Genomic DNA, 19,185 nt, shown 5'->3' with positions numbered 1-19,185 from the left:
CTCAGGATACGGACGGCCGGCGCACCAGCGAAGCCTGCTGGTAGAGCCGCCCTGCCCGGTAGGACGACCGGACCAGCGGACCGGCCAGCACGCCGGCGAAACCGAGGCCTTCGGCGTAGGCGGCCAGTGCGGTGAACTCGTCGGGATGCACCCACCGCTGCACCGGATGATGCCGGGGCGAGGGCCGCAGGTACTGGGTGATGGTGACGATGTCGCAGCCGGCGCTGTGCAGATCGGCCAGTGCTTCGTGTACCTCGTCGATGGTCTCGCCCATGCCCAGAATGAGATTGCTCTTGGTCACCAGGCGCGCGTCACGGGCAGCGGTGATCACTTCGAGGCTGCGCTGGTACCGGAAGGCCGGACGGATCCGCTTGAAGATCCGCGGAACGGTTTCGAGGTTGTGCGCGAACACTTCTGGGCGGGAATCGAAAACTTCGCGCAACAACTCCGGCTCCCCGTTGAAGTCGGGGGCGAGTAGTTCGACGCCGGTGGACGGGTTGAGCTTCTTGATCGCCCGGACCGTCTCGGCGTAGAGCCACGCGCCGCCGTCGGGCAGATCGTCGCGGGCCACCCCGGTGACGGTCGCGTACTTCAGGCCCATCGCGGCAACGCTCTCGGCGACCCGTCGGGGTTCGTCGCGGTCGAGGTCGGCGGGCTTGCCGGTATCGATCTGGCAGAAGTCGCAGCGCCGGGTGCACTGCTCGCCACCGATCAGGAAGGTGGCCTCGCGGTCTTCCCAGCACTCGTAGATGTTGGGGCAGCCGGCTTCCTCGCAGACGGTGTGCAGCCCCTCGCGACGAACCAGGCTTTTGAGCGCGGTGAACTCCGGCCCCATCCGGGCCCGGGTCTTGATCCAGGGCGGCTTGCGTTCGATCGGGGTCTGGGCGTTGCGCACTTCGAGCCGCAGCAGTTTGCGGTTGCCCGGCTCGACGCTCATGACTGTGATGCTACGGCAGTTGACACAGGTAAACGGCCGTCGATTGCGTCACATACCGCCGCAGCTGTCCGCTCGCGGACCTCCTCGACGCTCACCTGTCTGCCGAGCTCGGCTGTCAGGGATGTCACCCCGGCATCGGGGATCCCGCACGGCACGATGCTCGAGAACGCGGCCAGGTCGCAGTCACAGTTGAGCGCGAACCCGTGCAGGGCGACGCCCCTTGCCACCCGGATACCGATCGCAGCGATCTTGCGCTCCGGGCGATGCGTGCTTGCGGGCAGCCATACCCCCGAGCGACCCGCCACCCGGCCGGTCTCAAGGCCCAGGCCGGCGCACACGCTGATCAGTGATTCCTCAAGGCGCCGAACGTAATTCACCACATCCAGTGGTTCGGCCAGGCCGATCACCGGGTAGCCGACCAACTGTCCGGGCCCGTGCCAGGTGATCTTTCCGCCGCGGTCGACATCGACGACGGGGGCTCCGTCTTCGGGTCGCTCGTGGGCTTCGGTCCGCCTACCGGCGGTGTAAACCGATGGATGCTCGAGTAGCAGCAGGGTGTCCGGACCGCCGGCGACCCGGGCGTCGGCCAGCTCCCGCTGTAGCTGCCAGGCGTCGGCGTAGTCCACCGCGCCGAGGTTTCGGATCGCGATCGGATCTGCGCTGGACCGGATCGATTGACGCACGGTCTCGACGGTACTACCGGCTCGCGGTGCCGGTGCCGGTCGCGTAGGCCAGTGCCTCGCCGATGGTGCTGTGGTGGAAGGCGAAGCCGGCCCGCTCCAGGGCGGCCGGGATGGCGCGCTGTCCGCCCAGCAGGCCCTCGTCGGCGAACTCTCCGAGCAGTGTCTTCAGGGCGAAGCCGGGCACCGGCCACGGTGCGGGCCGTCCCACGGCGCGGCCCAGTGCGGCGGTGAACTCGGCATTGGTCACCGGGGCCGGTCCGGTGAAGTTCACCGGACCAGAGAGCCGATCGTCGTTGATCGCGAACAGCAGTCCGCGGATCTGGTCCTCGAGGCTGATCCACGGCATGTACTGCCGTCCGCCGCCGAGCCGTCCGCCGAGGCCGAGGGCGAACAGCGGGCGCAGCTTTCCCAGTACCCCGCCGCCGGGGGAGAGCACCAGTCCGGTACGGGCGAGCACCACCCGGGCTCCGGACTCCTGCGCGGGCAGGGTCGCGGCTTCCCAGTCAACGCAGAGCCGGGCGAGGAAACCCGTTCCGGCCGGGGCGGTTTCGTCGACGATGCGGTCGCGGGTGTCGCCGTAGTAGCCAACTGCGCTGGCATTGATCAGCACCGGCACGCCGGCATCTGCCACCGCTTCGGAGATCACCTCGGTCGGGTCGATACGACTGTCGCGCAGGCTCTGCTTGAAGGCGCCCGACCAGCGTTTGTCGCCCACCCCGACACCACACATATTGACCACCGCGTCGACTCCGTCGAGGGCGGCGGAGTCGAACTCGCCGCTGTCGGGGTCCCACCGCAGTTCGTCGAGCCCGGCCGGGGCGCGACGCACGATCCGCAGCACCCGGTAGTCGGCGGTGCGCAGCGCGGCGACCAGCGCCGAGCCGATCACACCGGATGAGCCGGCGATGGCGACGGTGCCGCTCACCTCGGGGGTGCCCAAATCACAGACCCAGTTCGGCCTCGAAGGCCCCTTCTTCGAGCCGCCGCTTCACGGTGGTGAGGAACCGGCCGGCGTCGGCGCCGTCGATCAGGCGGTGGTCGTAGGTCAGCGGCAGGTAGCAGATCGAGCGGACGCCGATCGACTCGTTGCCCATCTCGTCGGAGATCACCCGCGGGCGTTTGACGATCGCGCCGGTGCCCAGCATGGCCGCCTGCGGCGGGACCAGGATCGGGGTGTCGAACAGCGCGCCCTGGCTGCCGATGTTGGTGATGGTGAAGGTGCCGCCGGAGAGTTCGTCGGGCTTGAGATCACCGGAACGGGCCCTCGCGGCGATGTCATTGATGGCTCGCGACAGCCCGGCCAGCGACAGATTGCCGGCGTTGTGGACAACCGGCGAGAGCAGGCCCTGGTCGGTGTCCACCGCGAAGCCCAGATTCTCGGTGTCGTAGTAGGTGATCTCGCCGGCATCCTCGTTGTAGCTGGCGTTGATGTTCGGGTGCGCCTTGAGCGCATCGATGACGGCGCGGGCGATGAACGGCAGGTAGGTCAGGTTGACGCCTTCCCGCTCGGCGAAATCCTTCTTCGCCCGGGCCCGCAGCCCCACGATGCGGGTCATGTCGACCTCGTGGGTCTGGGTGAGCTGGGCGGTGGACTGCAGCGACTCGCGGGTCTTCTTCGCGGTGAGCTTGCGGACCCGGTTGGCCTTCTGGGTCGTGCCACGCAGGTGGGCCAGCGGCGAGGCCGCCGCGGCCTGCGCGGTGGCGGGTGCTGCCGCCGGTGCCGGTACCGCGGCTGCCGGGGCTGTGCGGGGCTCGGCGGCGGCCAGCACATCCTGCTTGCGGATACGGCCACCGACACCGGTGCCCTTGACCGCTGCCAGATCAATGCCCTTCTCGCCTGCCAGTTTGCGCACCAGCGGGGTGACGTAGGGGGCTCCGTCACCGGCTTCGATGCGGCCCGCCGGGGTGGGATGCGCCGGTGCCGGTGCCGGTGCCGGGACGGGCGCAGGCGGGGGAGTCGCAGCTTGCGGAGCCGGGGGTGCCGCCGGTGCGGGGGCCGGAGGTGCAGGCGGCGGCGGCGTCGGCGCGGCCTGCACAGCGGCACCAGCGGCGCCGATCTTGGCCAGCTCACCGCCGACGGCGACGGTGTCATCCTCCTCGGCGGTGATGCTGAGCAGGACGCCCGACGCGGGGGACGGGATCTCGGTGTCGACCTTGTCGGTGGAGACCTCCACGAGGGGCTCGTCAACGGCCACCGAGTCTCCGACCTTCTTCAGCCACCGGGTCACGGTGCCTTCGGTGACCGACTCGCCCAGGGTGGGCATCAGCACCGGGATGCTGGCACCGCCGGAGGCAGCCGCGGGTGCCGGTGCGGCGGCGGGTGGAGCCTGCGGCTCAGGCTGGGTGACCGGCTGTTCGACGGGGGCGGCGGGTGGGGCAGGCGGGGCTGCCGCGGCCGGTGCTGCCGCCTCCCCGGCCTCCCCGATGACGCCCAGTTCGCCGCCGACGGCGACGGTGTCGTCCTCGTGGGCCACGATCTTGGTCAGCACGCCGGAGGCCGGCGCGGGAATCTCGGTGTCGACCTTGTCGGTGGAGACCTCCAGCAGCGGCTCGTCCACCACGACGGTGTCGCCCTCCTGCTTGAGCCACCGGGTGACGGTGCCCTCAGTCACACTTTCACCCAGGGCGGGCATCTGGACGGACACAGCCATGCTGGCTCCTTAAAACGTCGGATCGGCCTCAGACTTACCACAGCGAGCGTCCCCATCCTGTCATTCCTTTGCGCCACCCGGCAGCCGAGTAGGGTCAATTCTCTGATGGCAACGCGCTACGTCGAGGCCCCCGACGGAACCCGCATCGCGGTTTACGAGGACGGCAACCCCGACGGTCCCACCGTCGTGCTGGTGCACGGCTGGCCTGATTCACACGTCCTATGGGACGGCGTCGCAGCGTCGCTGGCGCAGCGTTACCGGGTCATTCGCTATGACAATCGGGGGGCCGGCGCCTCGGATGTACCCACGCCGGTCGCCGCCTATGCGCTGGCCCGACTGGCTGACGATTTCGGCGCCGTCACCGCTGCACTGTCCCCGGACTCGCCGGTGCACGTGGTGGGCCACGACTGGGGTTCGGCGTTGATATGGGAGTACCTGAGCCGCGCTCCCCACAGCGGTCAGGGGCCCGCCGACCGGGTCGCGTCCTACACCTCGATCTCCGGACCGGACCCGGGCCACCTGAGCCGCTACATCCGCGCGGGGCTGGCCCGTCCCTATCGGCCGCGCCGGTTCGCCCGCGCGCTCTCCCAGGCGGCACACTTCAGCTACATGATCGGGTTCTCGATCCCGGTGTTGGCGCCGGCGGCGATGCGGGCGTTCCTGGCACAGGCGATCAACCGGCTGGCGATCACCGGCGGCATCCCGCGTGAGCGGCGATTCCAGGGCGACACCTTCATCGCTGACGCTGTCAACGGCCTGAAGATCTACCGCGCCAACTTCTTTCGTGCACTGGCGCAGCCCGGACGTGACCGCTACGTGTCGGTACCGGTGCAACTTCTGGTCAATACCCGGGACAATTTCGTGCGGCCGTGGGTGTACGACGACACGGTGCGCTGGGTGCCGCAGCTGTGGCGGCGGGATCTGCCGACCGGTCACTGGCTGCCGATGGCCAACCCGCAACTGGTGGCCGACGCCGTCGATGAGCTGATCACCTATCTCGGCGGGGGACAGCCCTCTGCAGCGCTGCTGCGCGCCCGAGTCGGCCGGCAGACGGTGTGAGTCACCCGTTCTTCGCGATGTCCTCCAGGGTTGCGAACAGCGTCCGCACCGGCACCCCGGTTCCGCCCTTGGGGGTGTAGCCCCACGGCCCGCCGGTGTTGTACGACGGCCCGGCGATATCCATGTGCACCCACTGGACACCCTCGGCCACGAATTCCCGCAGGAACACTCCGGCCACCAGCATGCCGGCGAACCGCTGCGAGCTGATGTTGGCCAGATCGGCGACCGTCGACTTCAGGTCGTCCTTGAGTTCATCGGGAAGCGGCATGGGCCAACCGTTTTCGCCTTCACGCTGTGACAGCGCCGCCACCCGGTCACGGAACTCCTCGCTGCCCATCACGCCCGGGATACGGGCGCCGAGTGCGACGGTCTGCGCGCCGGTCAGCGTAGAAGTCTCGATCAGGTAGTCGGGGGAGTCCTCGCACGCCCGCACAATCGCGTCGGCCAGGATGAGCCGGCCCTCGGCGTCGGTGTTGAGCACCTCGACGGTGACGCCGCCGTACTGGGTGAGCACATCACCGGGGCGCTGCGCGGTGGACGAGGGCATGTTCTCGGCCATCGGGACCGTGGCGATCACGTCGATCGGCAGCTGCTGGCTGGCCGCGAGCACCATCGTCGCGATCACCGATGCCGCCCCGGCCATATCGGAGGTCATGTGGTGCATCGAGGCGGCCGGCTTGATCGAGATGCCCCCGGTGTCGAAGGTGATGCCCTTACCGATCAGGGCCACTTTCTTGGCGTTCTTGCGGCCCTTGCCGCCGCGGTAGGTCATCCGCACCAGCCGGGGCTGGTTGGCGGACCCCTTGCCGACCCCGATGATCCCGCCGAAGCCACCCTTGGCCAGTGCCTTCTCGTCGAGCACCTGGACCTCGATACCGGCCATCGTGCCCAAAGCCTTTGCCCTCTTTGCGAATTCGTCCGGGTGCAGGTGGCTGGGCGGGGTGTTGACCAGATCGCGGGCGGTGGCCACCGCCGAGGCCACGGCCACGGCCCGTTCGGCCGACGCCTTAGCGCCGCGGGCGGTGCTCAGGGCGGTGATCTTGGACAGCAGCGGCTCCTTGGGAGCGGTGCGGGCGCTGCGGAACTCGTGCATCTGATAGGCGCCCAGGATCAGGCCCTCGACGGCCGCTTCCAGGTGCAGCTCGGACAGCGTCGTGATGACCGTCCCGACACCGGACAGTGAGCGCGCCGCCACTCCGGAGGCGCGGCGGATCACTTCGGCGGGCCACTCGTCGCGCGGGGCGCCGAGGCCGACCGCCAGCACACTGGTCACCGGCAGCGACGGGATGGGCAGCCGGGTCAGCTGCTCGACGCCACCCTTGGCGCCCAGAGCCCGCAGTGCAACCTCGATCTCGCCGATCGCCTCGGCGTCCAGAAACGGACCGCCGACGACGGTGGGCGCTCCGTCGTTATCGGGATCGGAAACGATCGCGACGATCAGCACAGCCGCCGACGAGCGCTTGGGCAGCGTGGTCGCGACGGTGACGGTGGGGGCCTGGTAACCGGGTTGGGTGCTCACCTGCGTCACCCTAACGGGCCGGTGGGTCCCGGCCCGTGACGATGCGGTCTAGGGTTGGTCGCCGTGAGCGACGAATCGGAGTTGTTGCACGGCCCACTGGAAAGCCGCCACCGCGACCTTGGTGCGACCTTCGCGGCCTTCGGGGGCTGGCTGATGCCGGTCGCCTACGCCGGCACCGTTGGTGAGCACACCGCGACCCGCGAGGCGGTCGGACTGTTCGATGTGAGCCATCTGGGCAAGGCTCTGGTGACCGGCCCCGGGGCGGCGGATTTCGTCAACTCCGCACTGACCAACGATCTGCGCCGGATCGGTCCGGGGCGGGCTCAGTACACCCTGTGCTGCGCCCCCGACGGGGGCGTGATCGACGACCTGATCGCGTACTACGTCAGCGATGACGAGGTTTTCCTGGTGCCCAACGCGGCCAACACCCGGGCGGTGGTCGCCGCACTGCGGGAGGTCGCGCCGCAGGGGATCTCGGTGACCGATGAGCACCGCTCCTACGCGGTGCTCGCGGTACAGGGTCCGCGTTCGACCGAGGTGCTCTCCGCGCTGGGGCTGCCGACGGAGATGGACTACATGAGTTACGCAGACGCCGAGTACGACGGTGTGCCGGTGCGTGTCTGTCGCACCGGCTACACCGGTGAGCACGGCTTCGAGTTGCTGCCGTCCTGGGACGCGGCTCCGTTGGTGTTCGACGCACTGGCTGCCGAGGTGCAGCGGTGCGGCGGCCAGCCGGCCGGCCTCGGCGCCCGGGACACCCTGCGCACCGAGATGGGTTATCCGCTGCACGGTCACGAGCTGTCACTGGACATCTCGCCGCTACAGGCACGCTGCGGCTGGGCGGTCGGCTGGTCCAAGGATGCGTTCTGGGGCCGCGATGCGCTGCTGGCTGAGAAGCAGGCCGGCCCGCGCCGGCTGCTGCGTGGACTGCGGGCCATCGGGCGCGGTGTTCCCCGGGCGGACATGACCGTGCTGCGCGCTGCGGCGCCGGTCGGCATCACCACGTCGGGGACCTTCTCGCCCACGCTGAACGCGGGGATCGCGCTGGCCCTCATCGACGCTGACGCCGGTATCGCCGACGGCGACGTGGTCGGCGTGGACGTCCGCGGCCGGGCGCTGGACTGCGAGGTTGTCACGCCGCCGTTCGTCGACGTCAAGACCCGCTAGCCTGTCGTCGGGGGCAGACGAGAGGCTGGGGACATGGGATCACACAAGGCTGCAATCGTGGCCCTGCTCGGCCTGCTCATGGTGGTGCCGGTGTCGGCCTGCACGGTCACCAAGACATCTGGGCCCTCGGATCAGGTGTTCCTCGATATCCTGTCGGGGCCGCTGAGAGATCAGTTCTCGGATTCGCAGCTGCTCGCCGAGGGTAAAAAAGTGTGCGATGCCAGGGCCCAGGGCCAGAAGTGGGACCAGCTCGAAGAGATGGTGGCCAAGGATCTGAATCTGCCTCCCGGTAACGGTCTGGCGGGTCAGTTCATGGGCGGGGTCGACGGCGGATTGTGTCCGCCGTAGGGCTGAGGCGCTCACAGGCGGTTATACAATCGCGCAATGTCCCACGCACTGCTCGACTTCGCCGTCGAACGCTCCGCGCGTCCGGCGAGTGCGGCGCGGCGTGCGGAGATCCTGGCTGACCCGGGATTCGGGAAGTTCTACACCGACCACATGGTCTCGGCGCTGTACACCCGTGAGCGCGGCTGGTACGAGGCCCAGGTTCGGCCCTACGGCCCGATCGAACTGGACCCGTCGGCGATCGTCCTGCACTACGCCCAGGAGATTTTCGAGGGCCTCAAGGCCTACCGCTGGGCCGACGGGTCGATCGTCTCGTTTCGTCCGGAGGCCAACGCCGCCCGGCTGCGGGCCTCGGCTCGCCGGCTGGCCATCCCAGAACTACCCGACGAGATCTTCATCGAGTCACTGCGGCAGCTGATCGCGGTGGACCACGAGTGGGTGCCCCCAGCGGGCGGTGAGGCCTCGCTATACCTGCGGCCGTTCATCATCGCCACCGAACCCGGACTCGGGGTGCGGCCTTCGGCCGAATATCGCTACATGGTGATCGCCTCGCCGGCCGGCGCCTATTTCAAGGGCGGGATCAAACCGGTCAGCGTGTGGCTGTCCACCGAATACGTCCGGGCCAGCCCGGGCGGCACCGGCGCGGCGAAGTTCGGTGGTAACTACGCGGCATCCCTGCTGGCTCAGGCGCAGGCCGCCGAGCACGGCTGCGACCAGGTGGTCTGGCTGGACGCCATCGAACGCCGTTACGTCGAAGAGATGGGCGGCATGAACCTGTTCTTCGTCTTCGGCAGCGGCGGTTCGGCACGACTGGTGACGCCGGAACTGAGTGGATCGCTGCTGCCCGGTATCACGCGGGATTCGTTGTTGCAGTTGGCCGGTGACGCCGGCTATGCCGTCGAGGAACGCAAGATCGACGTCGCCGAATGGCGCAAGGGTGTGGCCGCCGGGGAGATCACCGAGGTCTTCGCCTGCGGCACAGCCGCAGTGATCACTCCGGTGGCTCAGGTGAAGTACGACGAGGGCGAGTTCACCGTCGGTGATGGGTCTCCCGGTGAGGTGACGATGGCCCTGCGCGACACCCTGACCGGCATACAGCGTGGTCTGTTCGCGGACACGCACGGCTGGATGACCCGGCTCGGCTAGCTCCCGACGACGGTGTTGCGGCCGACCCGTTTCGCTTCATAGAGCGCCCTGTCGGCGCGGCCCAGCCATGAGGCCAGGTCGTCATCATCGGCGAGTTGCGCGACGCCGACGCTCACGGTGACCGTGCCCACTCCGGAGAACGGTGTATCGGCGATCTGGCGGCGGATCTTCTCTGCCCGGCCGACGGCGTCCGCAATCGCACATTCGTGCAAAAGGATGACGAATTCCTCTCCGCCCCAGCGGGCCGCCACGTCGGTGTCGCGCACCGCCGCGAAGAGTCGGCGCGCCATCTCGACGAGAACCTCGTCCCCGGCCTGATGGCCGAAGCTGTCGTTGATGGCCTTGAAGTTATCGATATCGACCATCAGCACAGATGCTCGTCGCCTCGGCCGTTCGGGTCGCATGGTCTCGGCAAGCAGTAATTCACTGCCTTGATGGCGATTCCACACGCCGGTGACCGGATCGGTGATCGCGAGCCGCTTCAGTTCGGCCTCGAACGCTTTGCGCTCGCTGATATCGCGGGTCACGCCGAGTAACTCAACGACGCGACCGTTGGCGTCCACCATGGGTATGACCTGAAGTTCGCCGGTCATGATCGAGCCGTCCCTGCGGTAGTACTCCTGCTCGCCGCGGAAGACCGGCGGCTCGGTGCCGGCCGCTATCGCGGCGAACACCCTCTGGAAGTGCTCGGTGACTCTGGCTGCCGATGCGGGTGGATGGATCTCCTCGACCGGTTGGCTCATGGCCTCTTCAGGCGTGAAGCCGCGTACCCGTTCCACGGCAGGGCTCACATAGGTGATGGTGCCATCCAGCGCCATCGTCCAGATCACGTCGTAGGCGTTCTCCGCGAGCAGCCGGCTTCGCTGCTCGGAGCGGCGCAGTTCGGTTTCAACCTCCCGCAGTTCGGTGATGTCGAGCACGACGCCTTCCTGGACCACCGAACCATCGGGGCGTCCGACGGCCCGGATCCAGGCGCGGCTGAACACAGAACGACCGTCGAGGTGGCGCCATTTCGCGTCCATCGTCAATTCCTGGCCGGGACTCATCATCAGGGTTTCGGTCAACAGGTCAGCAGATTCCGGGTCGATACGTCCCAGGACTGTCTCGGCATCGACCGGAGTTCCTGCGGTCACTGGTATTCCGAGGCGGGTCTGCAGCGCGGTGCCGAGATATTCGAATGCCACGTCCGGTTGTATCCGCAGAACGTAGAAAACCAGGCCGCTTCTGTCAGCGACCCGTTCGAACCACTCCGATTCAGGCAGACCGTCATCCCTGGACAATGTTGGCCCCCCGGGTGTCGGTGTGGTCTATCAGGCTAACGGACATCGGCGTTTGAAACGACTTCGAACCTTCCGGTCCTGTCGTGCAACCGAATTCGGTACACCGACCCTCGTCGCAGTGAAGACACCTCCGGTGGCCGCTGATGTGGAGGGAACTTCAGCAGGGGCATGATGTGCTCGACGAGCAGTGCCATTCCGGCGTCCCAGTCCGCGCCCCTGCACTCCTCGAAGGTTCCCCAGGCGATGACACTGCGCCAGTTGGACATATCGTCGACGTGCTCGACTTCCACGCACACCTCGGGATGTTCCTGCATCGCTCGCAGTTTCGCACCAGCCATGGCGTGCCCCCAGATGTATGTCCCGTCATAGACATAGGTCACCGGCACGACGTAGACCCGGCCGTCGCTGATACACCCGATCCGGGCGATCACCTCGCCGCGTAACAATTCGTCAATCTGCACCGTGGTCAATTCGCCGAGCATGGGACCCCTTGTTTGCACCTCAAATTCGGACGATGAGTCCGAAAAATGTCAGCGTGGTCGCTAGTTCGATCGCCGCTCCGATGACATCGCCGGTGACGCCGCCGAAGCGGCGAACGCAGTGCCGGATCGCCGCGGCCGAGATGAGCAGGGCCAGCAGCACCGCAAGCGGTCCCTGCCAGAGCCGCGGGGTGGCCGCCGTCGACATCGCAGCCACCGCCAGCACCCAGGCGGCCAGCACGGCGGGGGACTGGGTGCCGGCGACGCAGGCGCCGAGGGTGCTTCCGTGGGCCGCCGGGATTCCCCGGCGGGTGGCCAGCACGGCGGCCACCCGACCGGTGGCGATGGCGCTGACCGCACCGGCCGCACCGGGCCACCCGGCCGGCAGCGCGGCCAATGCGCAGGCTTGCGCGAGGATCACCACCACCACCGCCACGACCCCGAACGGACCGGCCGAGCCGTCTCGCATGACGGCCAGGGCCCGTTCCGGCGGCCCGTAGCAGCCCAGGCCGTCGACGGTATCGGCCAACCCGTCGAGGTGCAGACCCCGGGTGAGCAGGGCCAGCACCGTCACGGCCAGCAGTCCGGCCAGCAGGCTGTGCGCTCCGAATGCCCACCTGCCGGCCCACAGTGTCGCCGCGGCGCCGAGTCCCAGCAACGCTCCGACAACCGGCAGCGCGGCGATCGTGCCCCGGCCCGGGGCGACGCCGGAGCCGGACGTCGGCACCACGGTGCCGAACCCCAAAGCACTTGACAGAGCGGCGATCACGGGGTCTCGTAGCCTGAATCGTCGATCACCGGACCGGACACACCGGCATCGGTGAACGTTGCCATCGACGCCAGCACCGCCACCGCGGCGCGCAGTATCGGCAGCGCGACGACTGCCCCGGTGCCCTCGCCGAGTCGCATTCCCAGATCGACGATCGGATCCAGGCCCAACTGGTCGAGCGCCAACGTGTGTGCGGGTTCGGTCGAGCGATGCCCCGCCTGCCACCAGGCCCTGGCTCCGGGGGCAAGGCGTTCGGCGACCAGAGCCGCGGCCGTGACCACCAGGCCGTCGAGGAGCACCGGAGTGCGGCGCACCGCGGCCTGGGCGCAGAAACCCGCCATCGCCGCGAGGTCTGCGCCACCACTGGTGGCCAACAGGGCGAGTGGTTCGGCCTCAAGCCGACGGGCCCGGTACAGCGCGTCGCGGACCGCCGCGGTTTTGCGTGCCCAGCCCGCATCGTCGATGCCGGTGCCGCGACCCACCACGGTGACCGGCTCGGCTCCGGTGAGGGCGGCCACCAATACCGTTGCCGCAGTGGTATTCCCGATACCAAGATCCCCGGCGATCAGGAGGTCGGCGCCGGCATCGACCTCCTCGTCGGCGATTCGCCGGCCGGCCTGTACCGCTGCCACCGCCGCGTCGTGGCTCAACGCATCCTGTGTGGCGATGTTGCCGCTGGCCTGGCCGACGGCCATGTCGACCAGGCGCACCGTCGCGCCTGCGGCCTCGGCCAGGACGTTGATCGCCGCCCGGCCGGATTCGATGGTGGCCACCATCTGAGCGGTGACCTCGGACGGATAGGCCGACACGCCCGCCGCGGCGACGCCATGATCGCCGGCGAACACCACCACCCGGGCGCGGCTGAATTCGGTTGGGGGACATTGCCCCTGGCAGGCGGACACCCAGACCGAGAGATCCTCGAGACGACCCAGTGCCCCGTTGGGTTTGGTCAGCTGATCCTGACGGCGGCGCGCCGCTGCGCCCGCCCGGGCATCGGGCGCTGCGACCTCGTCGAACTCCTGCATCAGGAGGACTCCCGCGACGCCGGCTTCACCCAGACCGGCTGGCCGGCGACGATGAGGACGACCCGATCGCAGACTTCGGCGAGCCGGCGATTCAGTGCTCCCAGTTCGTCGGCGAACCGCCGTCCCGCAGCGGTGGCGGGCACCACGCTCATCCCCACCTCGGGGCTGACCAGTACCAGCGGAGCGGCGAAGTCGCCGACCGCGGCCAGTAATTCGCTGACCTCGTCCTCGATCGGGCTCGGTTCCCAGTCGCGGCGGTCCAGTGTGCGGGTGAGCCAGCCGCCGAGATCGTCGACCAGGGTCGGTGTGCGCGATTGGTCACGCAGGTGGGTGCTGAGCTCGTCGGTCTCCACCGTGGTCCACGCCGGCGGGCGTCGCGCGCGGTGCGCGGCGATCCGGTCGGCCCATGCGGAATCGGAATCGGGGAGCGGCCCGGTGGCGATGTAGCGAACGTCGCGGGAACCTGATTCGCGGCCGATCGCCACCTCGGCCCAGTCCGACTTGCCGGACCTGATCCCGCCGAGCACCAGAATGCGCACGCCGCGCGCTCAGACAACCTTGTCGCCGAGCGCGACCTTCGGTCGCGGGGTGCGCATCCGGCGAATCTGGGTGGCTCGGCCCACCGCGTAGAGGCCCAGCTTCCAGTGCGTCTCGGCGTTGTCCGGGAATTTGGCGTCGACGGCCTTGTTCACCTTGCGCGCCAACAGAAATCCATCGATACCCATGATGATCATGACCAGCAGCATCGCCGGTGACATGTAGGGCTGCAGTTGCGGCAGTCCCATGGAGAAGAAGATCAGGGCCAGTGCCGCGGGCATGAAGAAGCCGAGAATATTGCGGCGGGAGTCGACGACGTCGCGCGCGTAGCGGCGCACCGGACCCTTGTCGCGCGGCAGCAGGAAGGCCTCCTCGCCGTCCATCATCCGTTCGCGGCGAGTGTTCAAAGCGGCGCGGCGCTTTTCCTTGTCGGCCTTCCGTTCCTCTTTGGTCATCGTGCTGCGCAGCTCCTTGCGGCGCTTGCGGGCCTCGGCTGCGGTGGCCGGTGCCGGCGCCACCGGACCGCGGCGCTTCTCGGCGGTGCTGCGCTTGGGCGTCGGGCGTCCCTTCGGCGCGGTCACCTTGGCGGCGGTACCGGTCTGGTCCGGATCAGGCGCCACGGCGTCCCGGGAGTCGGACGTACCGTCGGCGTCGTCGTTCTTGCGGCCCAGCAGCTTCACGTGTGCCAGATTACCGGGGGGATCTAGCCTGCATGAGTGCGTGTGCTGATCGCTCCGGACTGCTTCGGTGACAGTCTCACCGCGGTAGCCGCCGCGCAGTCCATCGCGGCGGGCTGGCAGGCGGCCCGCCCCGACGACGTGCTGGTGGTGGCGCCGCAATCCGACGGCGGGCCGGGATTCCTCGCCGTGCTGGCCGCCAGCGATGCCGGCCTGGAGGTCCACCACGTTCGGGTCAGTGGGCCGCTGGACGATGAGGTGGACGCCGAGTGGCTCTTGGACCCCGGTGATCGGACGGCGTACCTGGAATGCGCACAGGCCTGCGGCCTGGCACTGCTGGGCGGCCCGCCGACACCCGGAACCGCGGTGGCGGCGCACAGCCGCGGGGTCGGCGAACTGATCGACGCCGCGCTGCGCCGTGGCGCCCGCACCATCGTCGTGGGTCTTGGCGGCAGCGGGTGCACCGACGGCGGCCGCGGGATGGTGAGCGCCCTGGGCGGACCGGGTCCGGCCCTGGCCCGCCTGACCGGGGTGCGGCTGATCGCCGCCACCGACGTTGAGAACCCGCTGCTGGGAGCCCGGGGTGCGGCGCAGGTGTTCGGCCCGCAGAAGGGCGCCGATGAGGTCACCGTGGCGCTGCTGGAGGCGCGGGTTCTGGCATGGGCCGATGAACTGGAGGCCGCCACGGGACAGGTCGTGCGTGCCAGGCCAGGCGCAGGCGCTGCCGGCGGTCTCGGTGCGGCCCTGCTCGCCCTGGGCGGACACCGGGAGTCCGGCGCCACCGTCATCGCCGACCACACCGGTCTGGCCGCCGAGATCGCCGCGGCGGACCTGGTGGTCACCGGTGAGGGCCGCCTCGACGATCAGTCCCTGCATGGCAAGGTGATCGGCGCGTTGGCCCGGATGGCCGCTGCTGTCGACGCGGGCGGCGTTCCGGTGCTGGTCCTGGCGGGTCAAGTCGCTCTGAGCCCGGCAGAATTGCAGCAGGCCGGGGTGGTTGCAGCGCACTCGCTGGCCGATTACTGCGGTTCGGTGCGCCGAGCCATCGAGGAGGCCGCCGAAGCGCTCACCGGACTGGCTGAGCGGACTGCGGCCGGACTGCCTCGGGAATAGCGCGGGCAGCAGGTACCGTTGACGGGGTAGGCCGCGCTGAATGGGCCTGGACAGACATTCGCACCACATCCGCGTGAGGGAGACCTGATGACTGTGTCCGATGAGACGGCCACTTCAACCGACACCGCCGCCCACGGCGTGACGTTGACCGACGCTGCCGCCTCCAAGGCCAAGGCACTGCTGGAGCAGGAGGGTCGCGACGACTTGGCGTTGCGTATCGCCGTCCAGCCGGGTGGCTGCGCCGGTCTTCGCTACAACCTGTTCTTCGACGATCGCGCCCTCGACGGTGACCTGACCGTCGATTTCAGTGGCGTCAAGCTGACCGTCGACCGGATGAGCGCCCCCTATGTGCTGGGCGCGAGCATCGACTTCGTCGACACCATCGAGAAGCAGGGCTTCACGATCGACAACCCCAATGCCACGGGGTCGTGCGCCTGCGGCGACTCGTTCAACTGACCGGCTGAGAGTTCAGTTCAGTACTGGGGCTGGATGCAGTCCTTCACTGCGTTCAGTACTGGGGCTTGATGCAGTCCTTCACTGCGTTCAGTACTGGGCAGACGTCCGCAGCAGGTACGAGCAGACCAGAATCTGGTCGTCCTGCCGCAACAGCTGGGCCACGCCCTGTTCCTGGTCGCGATTGCTCCGCGCCGCCGTGCGCGTCACCTTCATGGTGAACAGCACCTGCGCCTGATACGACGACGACAGCACGATCTTGTCGATCGAGGTCACCTCGGCCTGGCTGAACTGCTTGCGGAACGCGTCGCTGCTCAGCCGGGCCAGCGCCAACTCCGACCTTCGCTCCTTGAGCGCGTCGAACATGCCGCAGGTGTTGTTCCTCGCGATCACTTCGGTGTCCGCTGTCGACAGCGCGGTCAGGTAGTCCTGGATCGCGGTCGTGGCGGCGGCATCGGTGAAAGCCCCCGAACCCGCCGACGGCGCGCGTCCGCCGACCAGCACGACCGCCGCGACCAGTGCGCCGATCACGCAGAGGCCTCCGAGAGCCCACCACAGTGCCCGCCGGCGCCGCGGAGCAGGGGAGTAGCTCACCGGCGGTGGCAGGGGACCGGGATACCCGGCGGGATAGCCGACCGGAAACGGGAGGGCATCGCCGGGGAAGGGCGGCTGTCCGCCGGGCTGACCTGCAGAGCCGACCGGCTGGTACGGCGGGTACGGGCCGGCCATGGTGGGTCTCCTGAGACTTGTTCGGTCGAGTTGGCCATATAGTCGCACGGTCAGCCAGCCAGTGAAATGAAGGGTGGACACCTACGTGACCATCGCCGTGACCGGATCCATCGCCACCGACCACCTGATGCGCTTTCCGGGGAAGTTCTCCGAGCAACTCCTCGCCGAGCACCTGCAGAAGGTTTCGCTCAGCTTCCTCGTCGACGACCTCGTCGTGCATCGTGGCGGCGTCGCCGGAAACATGGCCTACGCCATCGGTGTTCTGGGCGGGCGGCCCGCGCTGCTGGGTGCGGCCGGTGTCGACTTCACCGACTACCGGGAATGGTTGGAGTCCGCCGGTGTCAACTGCTCTCAGGTCCTGATCTCCGACTCCCAGCACACCGCGCGGTTCGTCTGTACCACCGATCTCGATATGGCGCAGATCGCGTCGTTCTACCCGGGCGCGATGTCGCAGGCGCGAAATATCAAGCTGGCCAACATGATTGCAGATATCGAGGCGCCCGAGCTGGTGATCGTCGGAGCCAATGACCCGGAGGCGATGTTCGCCCACACCGACGAGTGCCGCGAGCTCGGACTGGCCTTCGCTGCCGATCCGTCCCAGCAGCTGGCGCGGTTGAGCGGCGAGGAGATCCGCCGGCTGGTCGACGGCGCCACCTACCTGTTCAGCAATGACTACGAGTGGGACCTGATGCTGTCCAAGACCGGCTGGACCGATGCCGACGTGCTCGCTCAGGTGGGCCTGCGCGTCACCACCCTGGGCGCCGACGGAGTCGATCTGGTCAGCGCCGACGGCACCAGGATCCACGTCGGTGTCGTGCCGGAGACCGCGCAGGTGGACCCGACCGGCGTCGGTGACGCCTTCCGGGCCGGCTTCCTCACCGGCCGCGGTGTGGGCCTGGATCTGGAGCGCGCCGCCCAACTCGGTTCGCTGGTCGCCGTTCTGGTGCTGGAGACCACCGGCACCCAGAACTGGACCTGGGATCTCGACGTCGCCAACACCCGGCTGACCGGGGCCTACGGGGCTGCGGCCGCGGAGGAGATCGTGGCAGCGCTGAAGGGCTGAACCCCTACAGCTGAACCGGGTAGTGCGGTTCGCTGATTGTCGGCATGATGCTGCGCTCGACGAAGATGGCATGCCAGAGCAGGAAGATCAGCACCGTCCACAGCCGTCGGCTGTGGTCACTGACGCCGGTGCGGTGCTCGTCGAGCATGGTGCGTACCGCCGCCAGGTCGACCAGATGCCCCGCCTGGGAGCTGCCCACCATCTCATTGGCCCACTCCAGTAGTTCGCCGGCGCGCAGCCAGTGCCGGATCGGGACCGGGAAACCCAGTTTCGCGCGGTTGAGTACGTGCGCGGGAACGATCGGCTCCAGTGCGCGGCGCAGCGCGTACTTGGTGGTGGTCCGGGTGATCTTCTGGTCGAACGGGAGCCGGGAGGCCACCGCGAACACCTCGGGATCCAGGAACGGCACCCGCAACTCCAGCGAGTTGGCCATCGTCATCTTGTCGGCTTTGACCAGGATGTCGCCGCGCAGCCAGGTGAACAGGTCGATGTGCTGCATGCGGGCGACCGGGTCCCAGTCGGGGGACTGCGCGTACACCGATGCGGTCACGTCGGTGTGGGTCCAGTCCGGGTTGAAATCGGGCAGCACCGCGCGCAGTTGCTCGTCGGAGAAGCTGCGGGCGTTGCCGTAGTAGCGCTCTTCGAGTGTCAGCGAACCGCGGTGTAGCAGGCTCTTGCCTCGCATTCCCTCCGGTAGCGGCCGGGAAGCCTTACCCAGCGACTTGCGCAACGACTGCGGTAGATAATCGAATCCCTTGAGCGACAACGGTTCCCGATAAATCGTGTAGCCGCCGAAGAGTTCGTCGGCACCTTCGCCGGACAGCACGACCTTGACGTGTTTGCGCGCTTCGCGTGCGATGAAGAACAGAGGCACCAGTGCAGGGTCGGCAACCGGCTCGTCGAGATACCAGACAATCTCGGGAAGGGCCTCGACGAATTCGGACTGGCTGACCACCTTGGTGACGTGGCGGGCGCCGATCGCCTCGGCGGAGGCGACGGCCACGTCGACTTCGGAGAACCCCTCGCGTTCGAAGCCTGTGGTGAAGGTGATCAGCCGGGGGTTGTGCCGGATGGCCAGCGCCGCGATCGCCGTCGAGTCGATACCGCCGGACAGGAACGCCCCGACCGTGACGTCGGCGCGCATGTGTTTGGCAACCGAGTCCTCCAGGACGGCGGTGATCTCGTCGTAGCGGGCTTGTTCGGACCCCGGCCGGAAGGGAACCGCCGAGAAGCGAGGCTCGAAATATCGGTGCATCCGGGGCGCTTCGCCGGGCCGGACGATCGCATAGCAACCGGACTCCAGCCGTCGAACCCCCCGGTGCAGGGTCTCGGGCTCGGGGACGTACTGCAGGACGGTGTAGTGCTGCAGGGCCCGGGAGTCGATGCCGAGATCGGACCCCAGAATGCCGGCCAGGTCCAGCAGGCACTTCTTCTCGCTGCCGACCGCGGTGCCGCCGGGTCCGGTCGCCATGAACAGCGGCTTGATCCCGAACGGATCGCGGGCGCAGAACAGCTCGCGGCGCGCGGTATCCCACAGTGCGAACGCGAACATC

At 68.5% G+C, this 19,185-nt stretch carries 20 protein-coding genes; 7 read left to right on the top strand and 13 right to left on the bottom strand.

Features of this window, described 5'->3' with window-relative positions:
* Position 1: 1 nt before the first annotated feature.
* Genes lipA through sucB form a run of 4 tightly spaced genes read right to left on the bottom strand, consistent with a single transcriptional unit; the run spans position 2 to position 4,271 of the window.
* Entirely contained in the window at positions 2-937 is a 936-nt protein-coding gene (lipA, locus tag ACR2JI_RS12145) for a lipoyl synthase (protein ID WP_526390326.1), read from the bottom strand.
* The gene (gene lipB / locus ACR2JI_RS12140; RefSeq protein WP_526390325.1) at positions 934-1,620 is read right to left on the bottom strand and encodes a lipoyl(octanoyl) transferase LipB; all 687 of its coding nucleotides are present in this window, start codon (positions 1,618-1,620) and stop codon (positions 934-936) included. The genes lipA and lipB overlap by 4 nt, the downstream gene beginning before the upstream one ends.
* Before the next feature lie 13 nt (positions 1,621-1,633).
* Positions 1,634-2,545 carry a TIGR01777 family oxidoreductase gene (locus ACR2JI_RS12135; RefSeq protein WP_526390324.1) on the bottom strand — a complete coding sequence of 304 codons (912 nt, stop codon included), beginning with the start codon at positions 2,543-2,545 and terminating at the stop codon, positions 1,634-1,636.
* A 16-nt stretch (positions 2,546-2,561) separates the two neighbouring features.
* Positions 2,562-4,271 (bottom strand): 2-oxoglutarate dehydrogenase, E2 component, dihydrolipoamide succinyltransferase, encoded by a 1,710-nt coding sequence (gene sucB / locus ACR2JI_RS12130; protein ID WP_526390323.1) that lies wholly within the window; start codon positions 4,269-4,271, stop codon positions 2,562-2,564.
* Positions 4,272-4,376: 105 nt separating this feature from the next.
* Between sucB and ACR2JI_RS12125 the strand changes: the two genes are divergently transcribed.
* The gene (locus ACR2JI_RS12125; RefSeq protein ID WP_526390322.1) at positions 4,377-5,330 is read left to right on the top strand and encodes an alpha/beta fold hydrolase; all 954 of its coding nucleotides are present in this window, start codon (positions 4,377-4,379) and stop codon (positions 5,328-5,330) included.
* 1 nt (position 5,331) lies between these two features.
* Here ACR2JI_RS12125 and ACR2JI_RS12120 read toward each other — a convergent pair whose 3' ends face one another.
* On the bottom strand, positions 5,332-6,849 hold the full coding sequence (locus ACR2JI_RS12120) for a leucyl aminopeptidase (RefSeq protein ID WP_526390321.1): 1,518 nt from the start codon (positions 6,847-6,849) through the stop codon (positions 5,332-5,334).
* 63 nt (positions 6,850-6,912) lie between these two features.
* Between ACR2JI_RS12120 and gcvT the strand changes: the two genes are divergently transcribed.
* The 3 genes from gcvT to ACR2JI_RS12105 are packed head-to-tail and all read left to right on the top strand — an operon-like array spanning position 6,913 to position 9,507.
* Positions 6,913-8,016, top strand: a complete 1,104-nt coding sequence (gene gcvT / locus ACR2JI_RS12115; protein ID WP_526390320.1) for a glycine cleavage system aminomethyltransferase GcvT — start codon at positions 6,913-6,915, stop codon at positions 8,014-8,016.
* A gap of 33 nt (positions 8,017-8,049) precedes the next feature.
* Entirely contained in the window at positions 8,050-8,364 is a 315-nt protein-coding gene (locus ACR2JI_RS12110; RefSeq protein ID WP_526390319.1) for a hypothetical protein, read from the top strand.
* Between the two features lie 36 nt (positions 8,365-8,400).
* On the top strand, positions 8,401-9,507 hold the full coding sequence (locus tag ACR2JI_RS12105) for a branched-chain amino acid aminotransferase (protein WP_526390318.1): 1,107 nt from the start codon (positions 8,401-8,403) through the stop codon (positions 9,505-9,507).
* Here the strand turns inward: ACR2JI_RS12105 and ACR2JI_RS12100 are convergent.
* The 6 genes from ACR2JI_RS12100 to ACR2JI_RS12075 form a co-directional block, all read right to left on the bottom strand.
* Complete coding sequence (locus ACR2JI_RS12100) at positions 9,504-10,691, bottom strand: sensor domain-containing diguanylate cyclase (RefSeq protein ID WP_526390317.1); 1,188 nt, start codon at positions 10,689-10,691, stop codon at positions 9,504-9,506. The two genes, ACR2JI_RS12105 and ACR2JI_RS12100, sit on opposite strands and share 4 nt — an antisense overlap.
* 131 nt (positions 10,692-10,822) lie before the next feature.
* A complete protein-coding gene (locus tag ACR2JI_RS12095; protein WP_526390316.1) occupies positions 10,823-11,269 on the bottom strand; it encodes a pyridoxamine 5'-phosphate oxidase family protein in 447 nt (148 codons plus the stop codon).
* A 19-nt stretch (positions 11,270-11,288) separates the two neighbouring features.
* The gene (locus tag ACR2JI_RS12090; RefSeq protein ID WP_526390315.1) at positions 11,289-12,035 is read right to left on the bottom strand and encodes an adenosylcobinamide-GDP ribazoletransferase; all 747 of its coding nucleotides are present in this window, start codon (positions 12,033-12,035) and stop codon (positions 11,289-11,291) included.
* Positions 12,032-13,060, bottom strand: coding sequence for a nicotinate-nucleotide--dimethylbenzimidazole phosphoribosyltransferase (gene cobT, locus ACR2JI_RS12085; RefSeq protein WP_526390314.1), 1,029 nt, complete (start codon positions 13,058-13,060; stop codon positions 12,032-12,034). Before cobT ends, ACR2JI_RS12090 begins: the two co-directional genes overlap by 4 nt.
* A complete protein-coding gene (locus ACR2JI_RS12080; RefSeq protein ID WP_526390313.1) occupies positions 13,060-13,599 on the bottom strand; it encodes a bifunctional adenosylcobinamide kinase/adenosylcobinamide-phosphate guanylyltransferase in 540 nt (179 codons plus the stop codon). The genes cobT and ACR2JI_RS12080 overlap by 1 nt, the downstream gene beginning before the upstream one ends.
* Positions 13,600-13,608: 9 nt before the next feature.
* Entirely contained in the window at positions 13,609-14,277 is a 669-nt protein-coding gene (locus tag ACR2JI_RS12075; protein WP_526390312.1) for a DUF3043 domain-containing protein, read from the bottom strand.
* Positions 14,278-14,313: 36 nt separating this feature from the next.
* On the opposite strand from ACR2JI_RS12075, the gene ACR2JI_RS12070 reads away from it, so the two are divergent.
* Both ACR2JI_RS12070 and ACR2JI_RS12065 read left to right on the top strand, forming a co-directional pair.
* Complete coding sequence (locus tag ACR2JI_RS12070) at positions 14,314-15,387, top strand: glycerate kinase (protein WP_526390311.1); 1,074 nt, start codon at positions 14,314-14,316, stop codon at positions 15,385-15,387.
* A gap of 87 nt (positions 15,388-15,474) precedes the next feature.
* Entirely contained in the window at positions 15,475-15,843 is a 369-nt protein-coding gene (locus ACR2JI_RS12065) for an iron-sulfur cluster assembly accessory protein (RefSeq protein WP_526390310.1), read from the top strand.
* Between the two features lie 87 nt (positions 15,844-15,930).
* Here ACR2JI_RS12065 and ACR2JI_RS12060 read toward each other — a convergent pair whose 3' ends face one another.
* Positions 15,931-16,569, bottom strand: a complete 639-nt coding sequence (locus ACR2JI_RS12060) for an Rv0361 family membrane protein (protein WP_526390309.1) — start codon at positions 16,567-16,569, stop codon at positions 15,931-15,933.
* An 85-nt stretch (positions 16,570-16,654) separates the two neighbouring features.
* Here ACR2JI_RS12060 and ACR2JI_RS12055 point away from each other — a divergent pair, with 85 nt between their 5' ends.
* Complete coding sequence (locus tag ACR2JI_RS12055; RefSeq protein WP_526390350.1) at positions 16,655-17,632, top strand: carbohydrate kinase family protein; 978 nt, start codon at positions 16,655-16,657, stop codon at positions 17,630-17,632.
* A gap of 4 nt (positions 17,633-17,636) precedes the next feature.
* On the opposite strand, the gene asnB is transcribed toward ACR2JI_RS12055, so the two are convergent.
* The coding region (gene asnB / locus ACR2JI_RS12050) for an asparagine synthase (glutamine-hydrolyzing) (protein WP_526390308.1) at positions 17,637-19,185 on the bottom strand (1,549 nt) is incomplete at its 5' end.

The organism is Mycobacterium sp. (genome assembly GCF_051006775.1).
In the GTDB taxonomy this organism is placed as follows: Bacteria; Actinomycetota; Actinomycetes; order Mycobacteriales; family Mycobacteriaceae; genus Mycobacterium.
This window is presented reverse-complemented; position numbering and strand designations above follow the sequence as displayed.

Bases quoted from the DNA above. Each gene is read 5' to 3' on its own strand.
- lipA (WP_526390326.1), bottom strand. From the start codon at position 937: ATGAGCGTCGAGCCGGGCAACCGCAAACTGCTGCGGCTCGAAGTGCGC.
- sucB (WP_526390323.1), bottom strand. From the start codon at position 4,271: ATGGCTGTGTCCGTCCAGATGCCCGCCCTGGGTGAAAGTGTGACTGAG.
- ACR2JI_RS12125 (WP_526390322.1), top strand. From the start codon at position 4,377: ATGGCAACGCGCTACGTCGAGGCCCCCGACGGAACCCGCATCGCGGTT.
- ACR2JI_RS12110 (WP_526390319.1), top strand. From the start codon at position 8,050: ATGGGATCACACAAGGCTGCAATCGTGGCCCTGCTCGGCCTGCTCATG.
- ACR2JI_RS12105 (WP_526390318.1), top strand. From the start codon at position 8,401: ATGTCCCACGCACTGCTCGACTTCGCCGTCGAACGCTCCGCGCGTCCG.
- ACR2JI_RS12095 (WP_526390316.1), bottom strand. From the start codon at position 11,269: ATGCTCGGCGAATTGACCACGGTGCAGATTGACGAATTGTTACGCGGC.
- cobT (WP_526390314.1), bottom strand. From the start codon at position 13,060: ATGCAGGAGTTCGACGAGGTCGCAGCGCCCGATGCCCGGGCGGGCGCA.
- ACR2JI_RS12065 (WP_526390310.1), top strand. From the start codon at position 15,475: ATGACTGTGTCCGATGAGACGGCCACTTCAACCGACACCGCCGCCCAC.
- ACR2JI_RS12060 (WP_526390309.1), bottom strand. From the start codon at position 16,569: ATGGCCGGCCCGTACCCGCCGTACCAGCCGGTCGGCTCTGCAGGTCAG.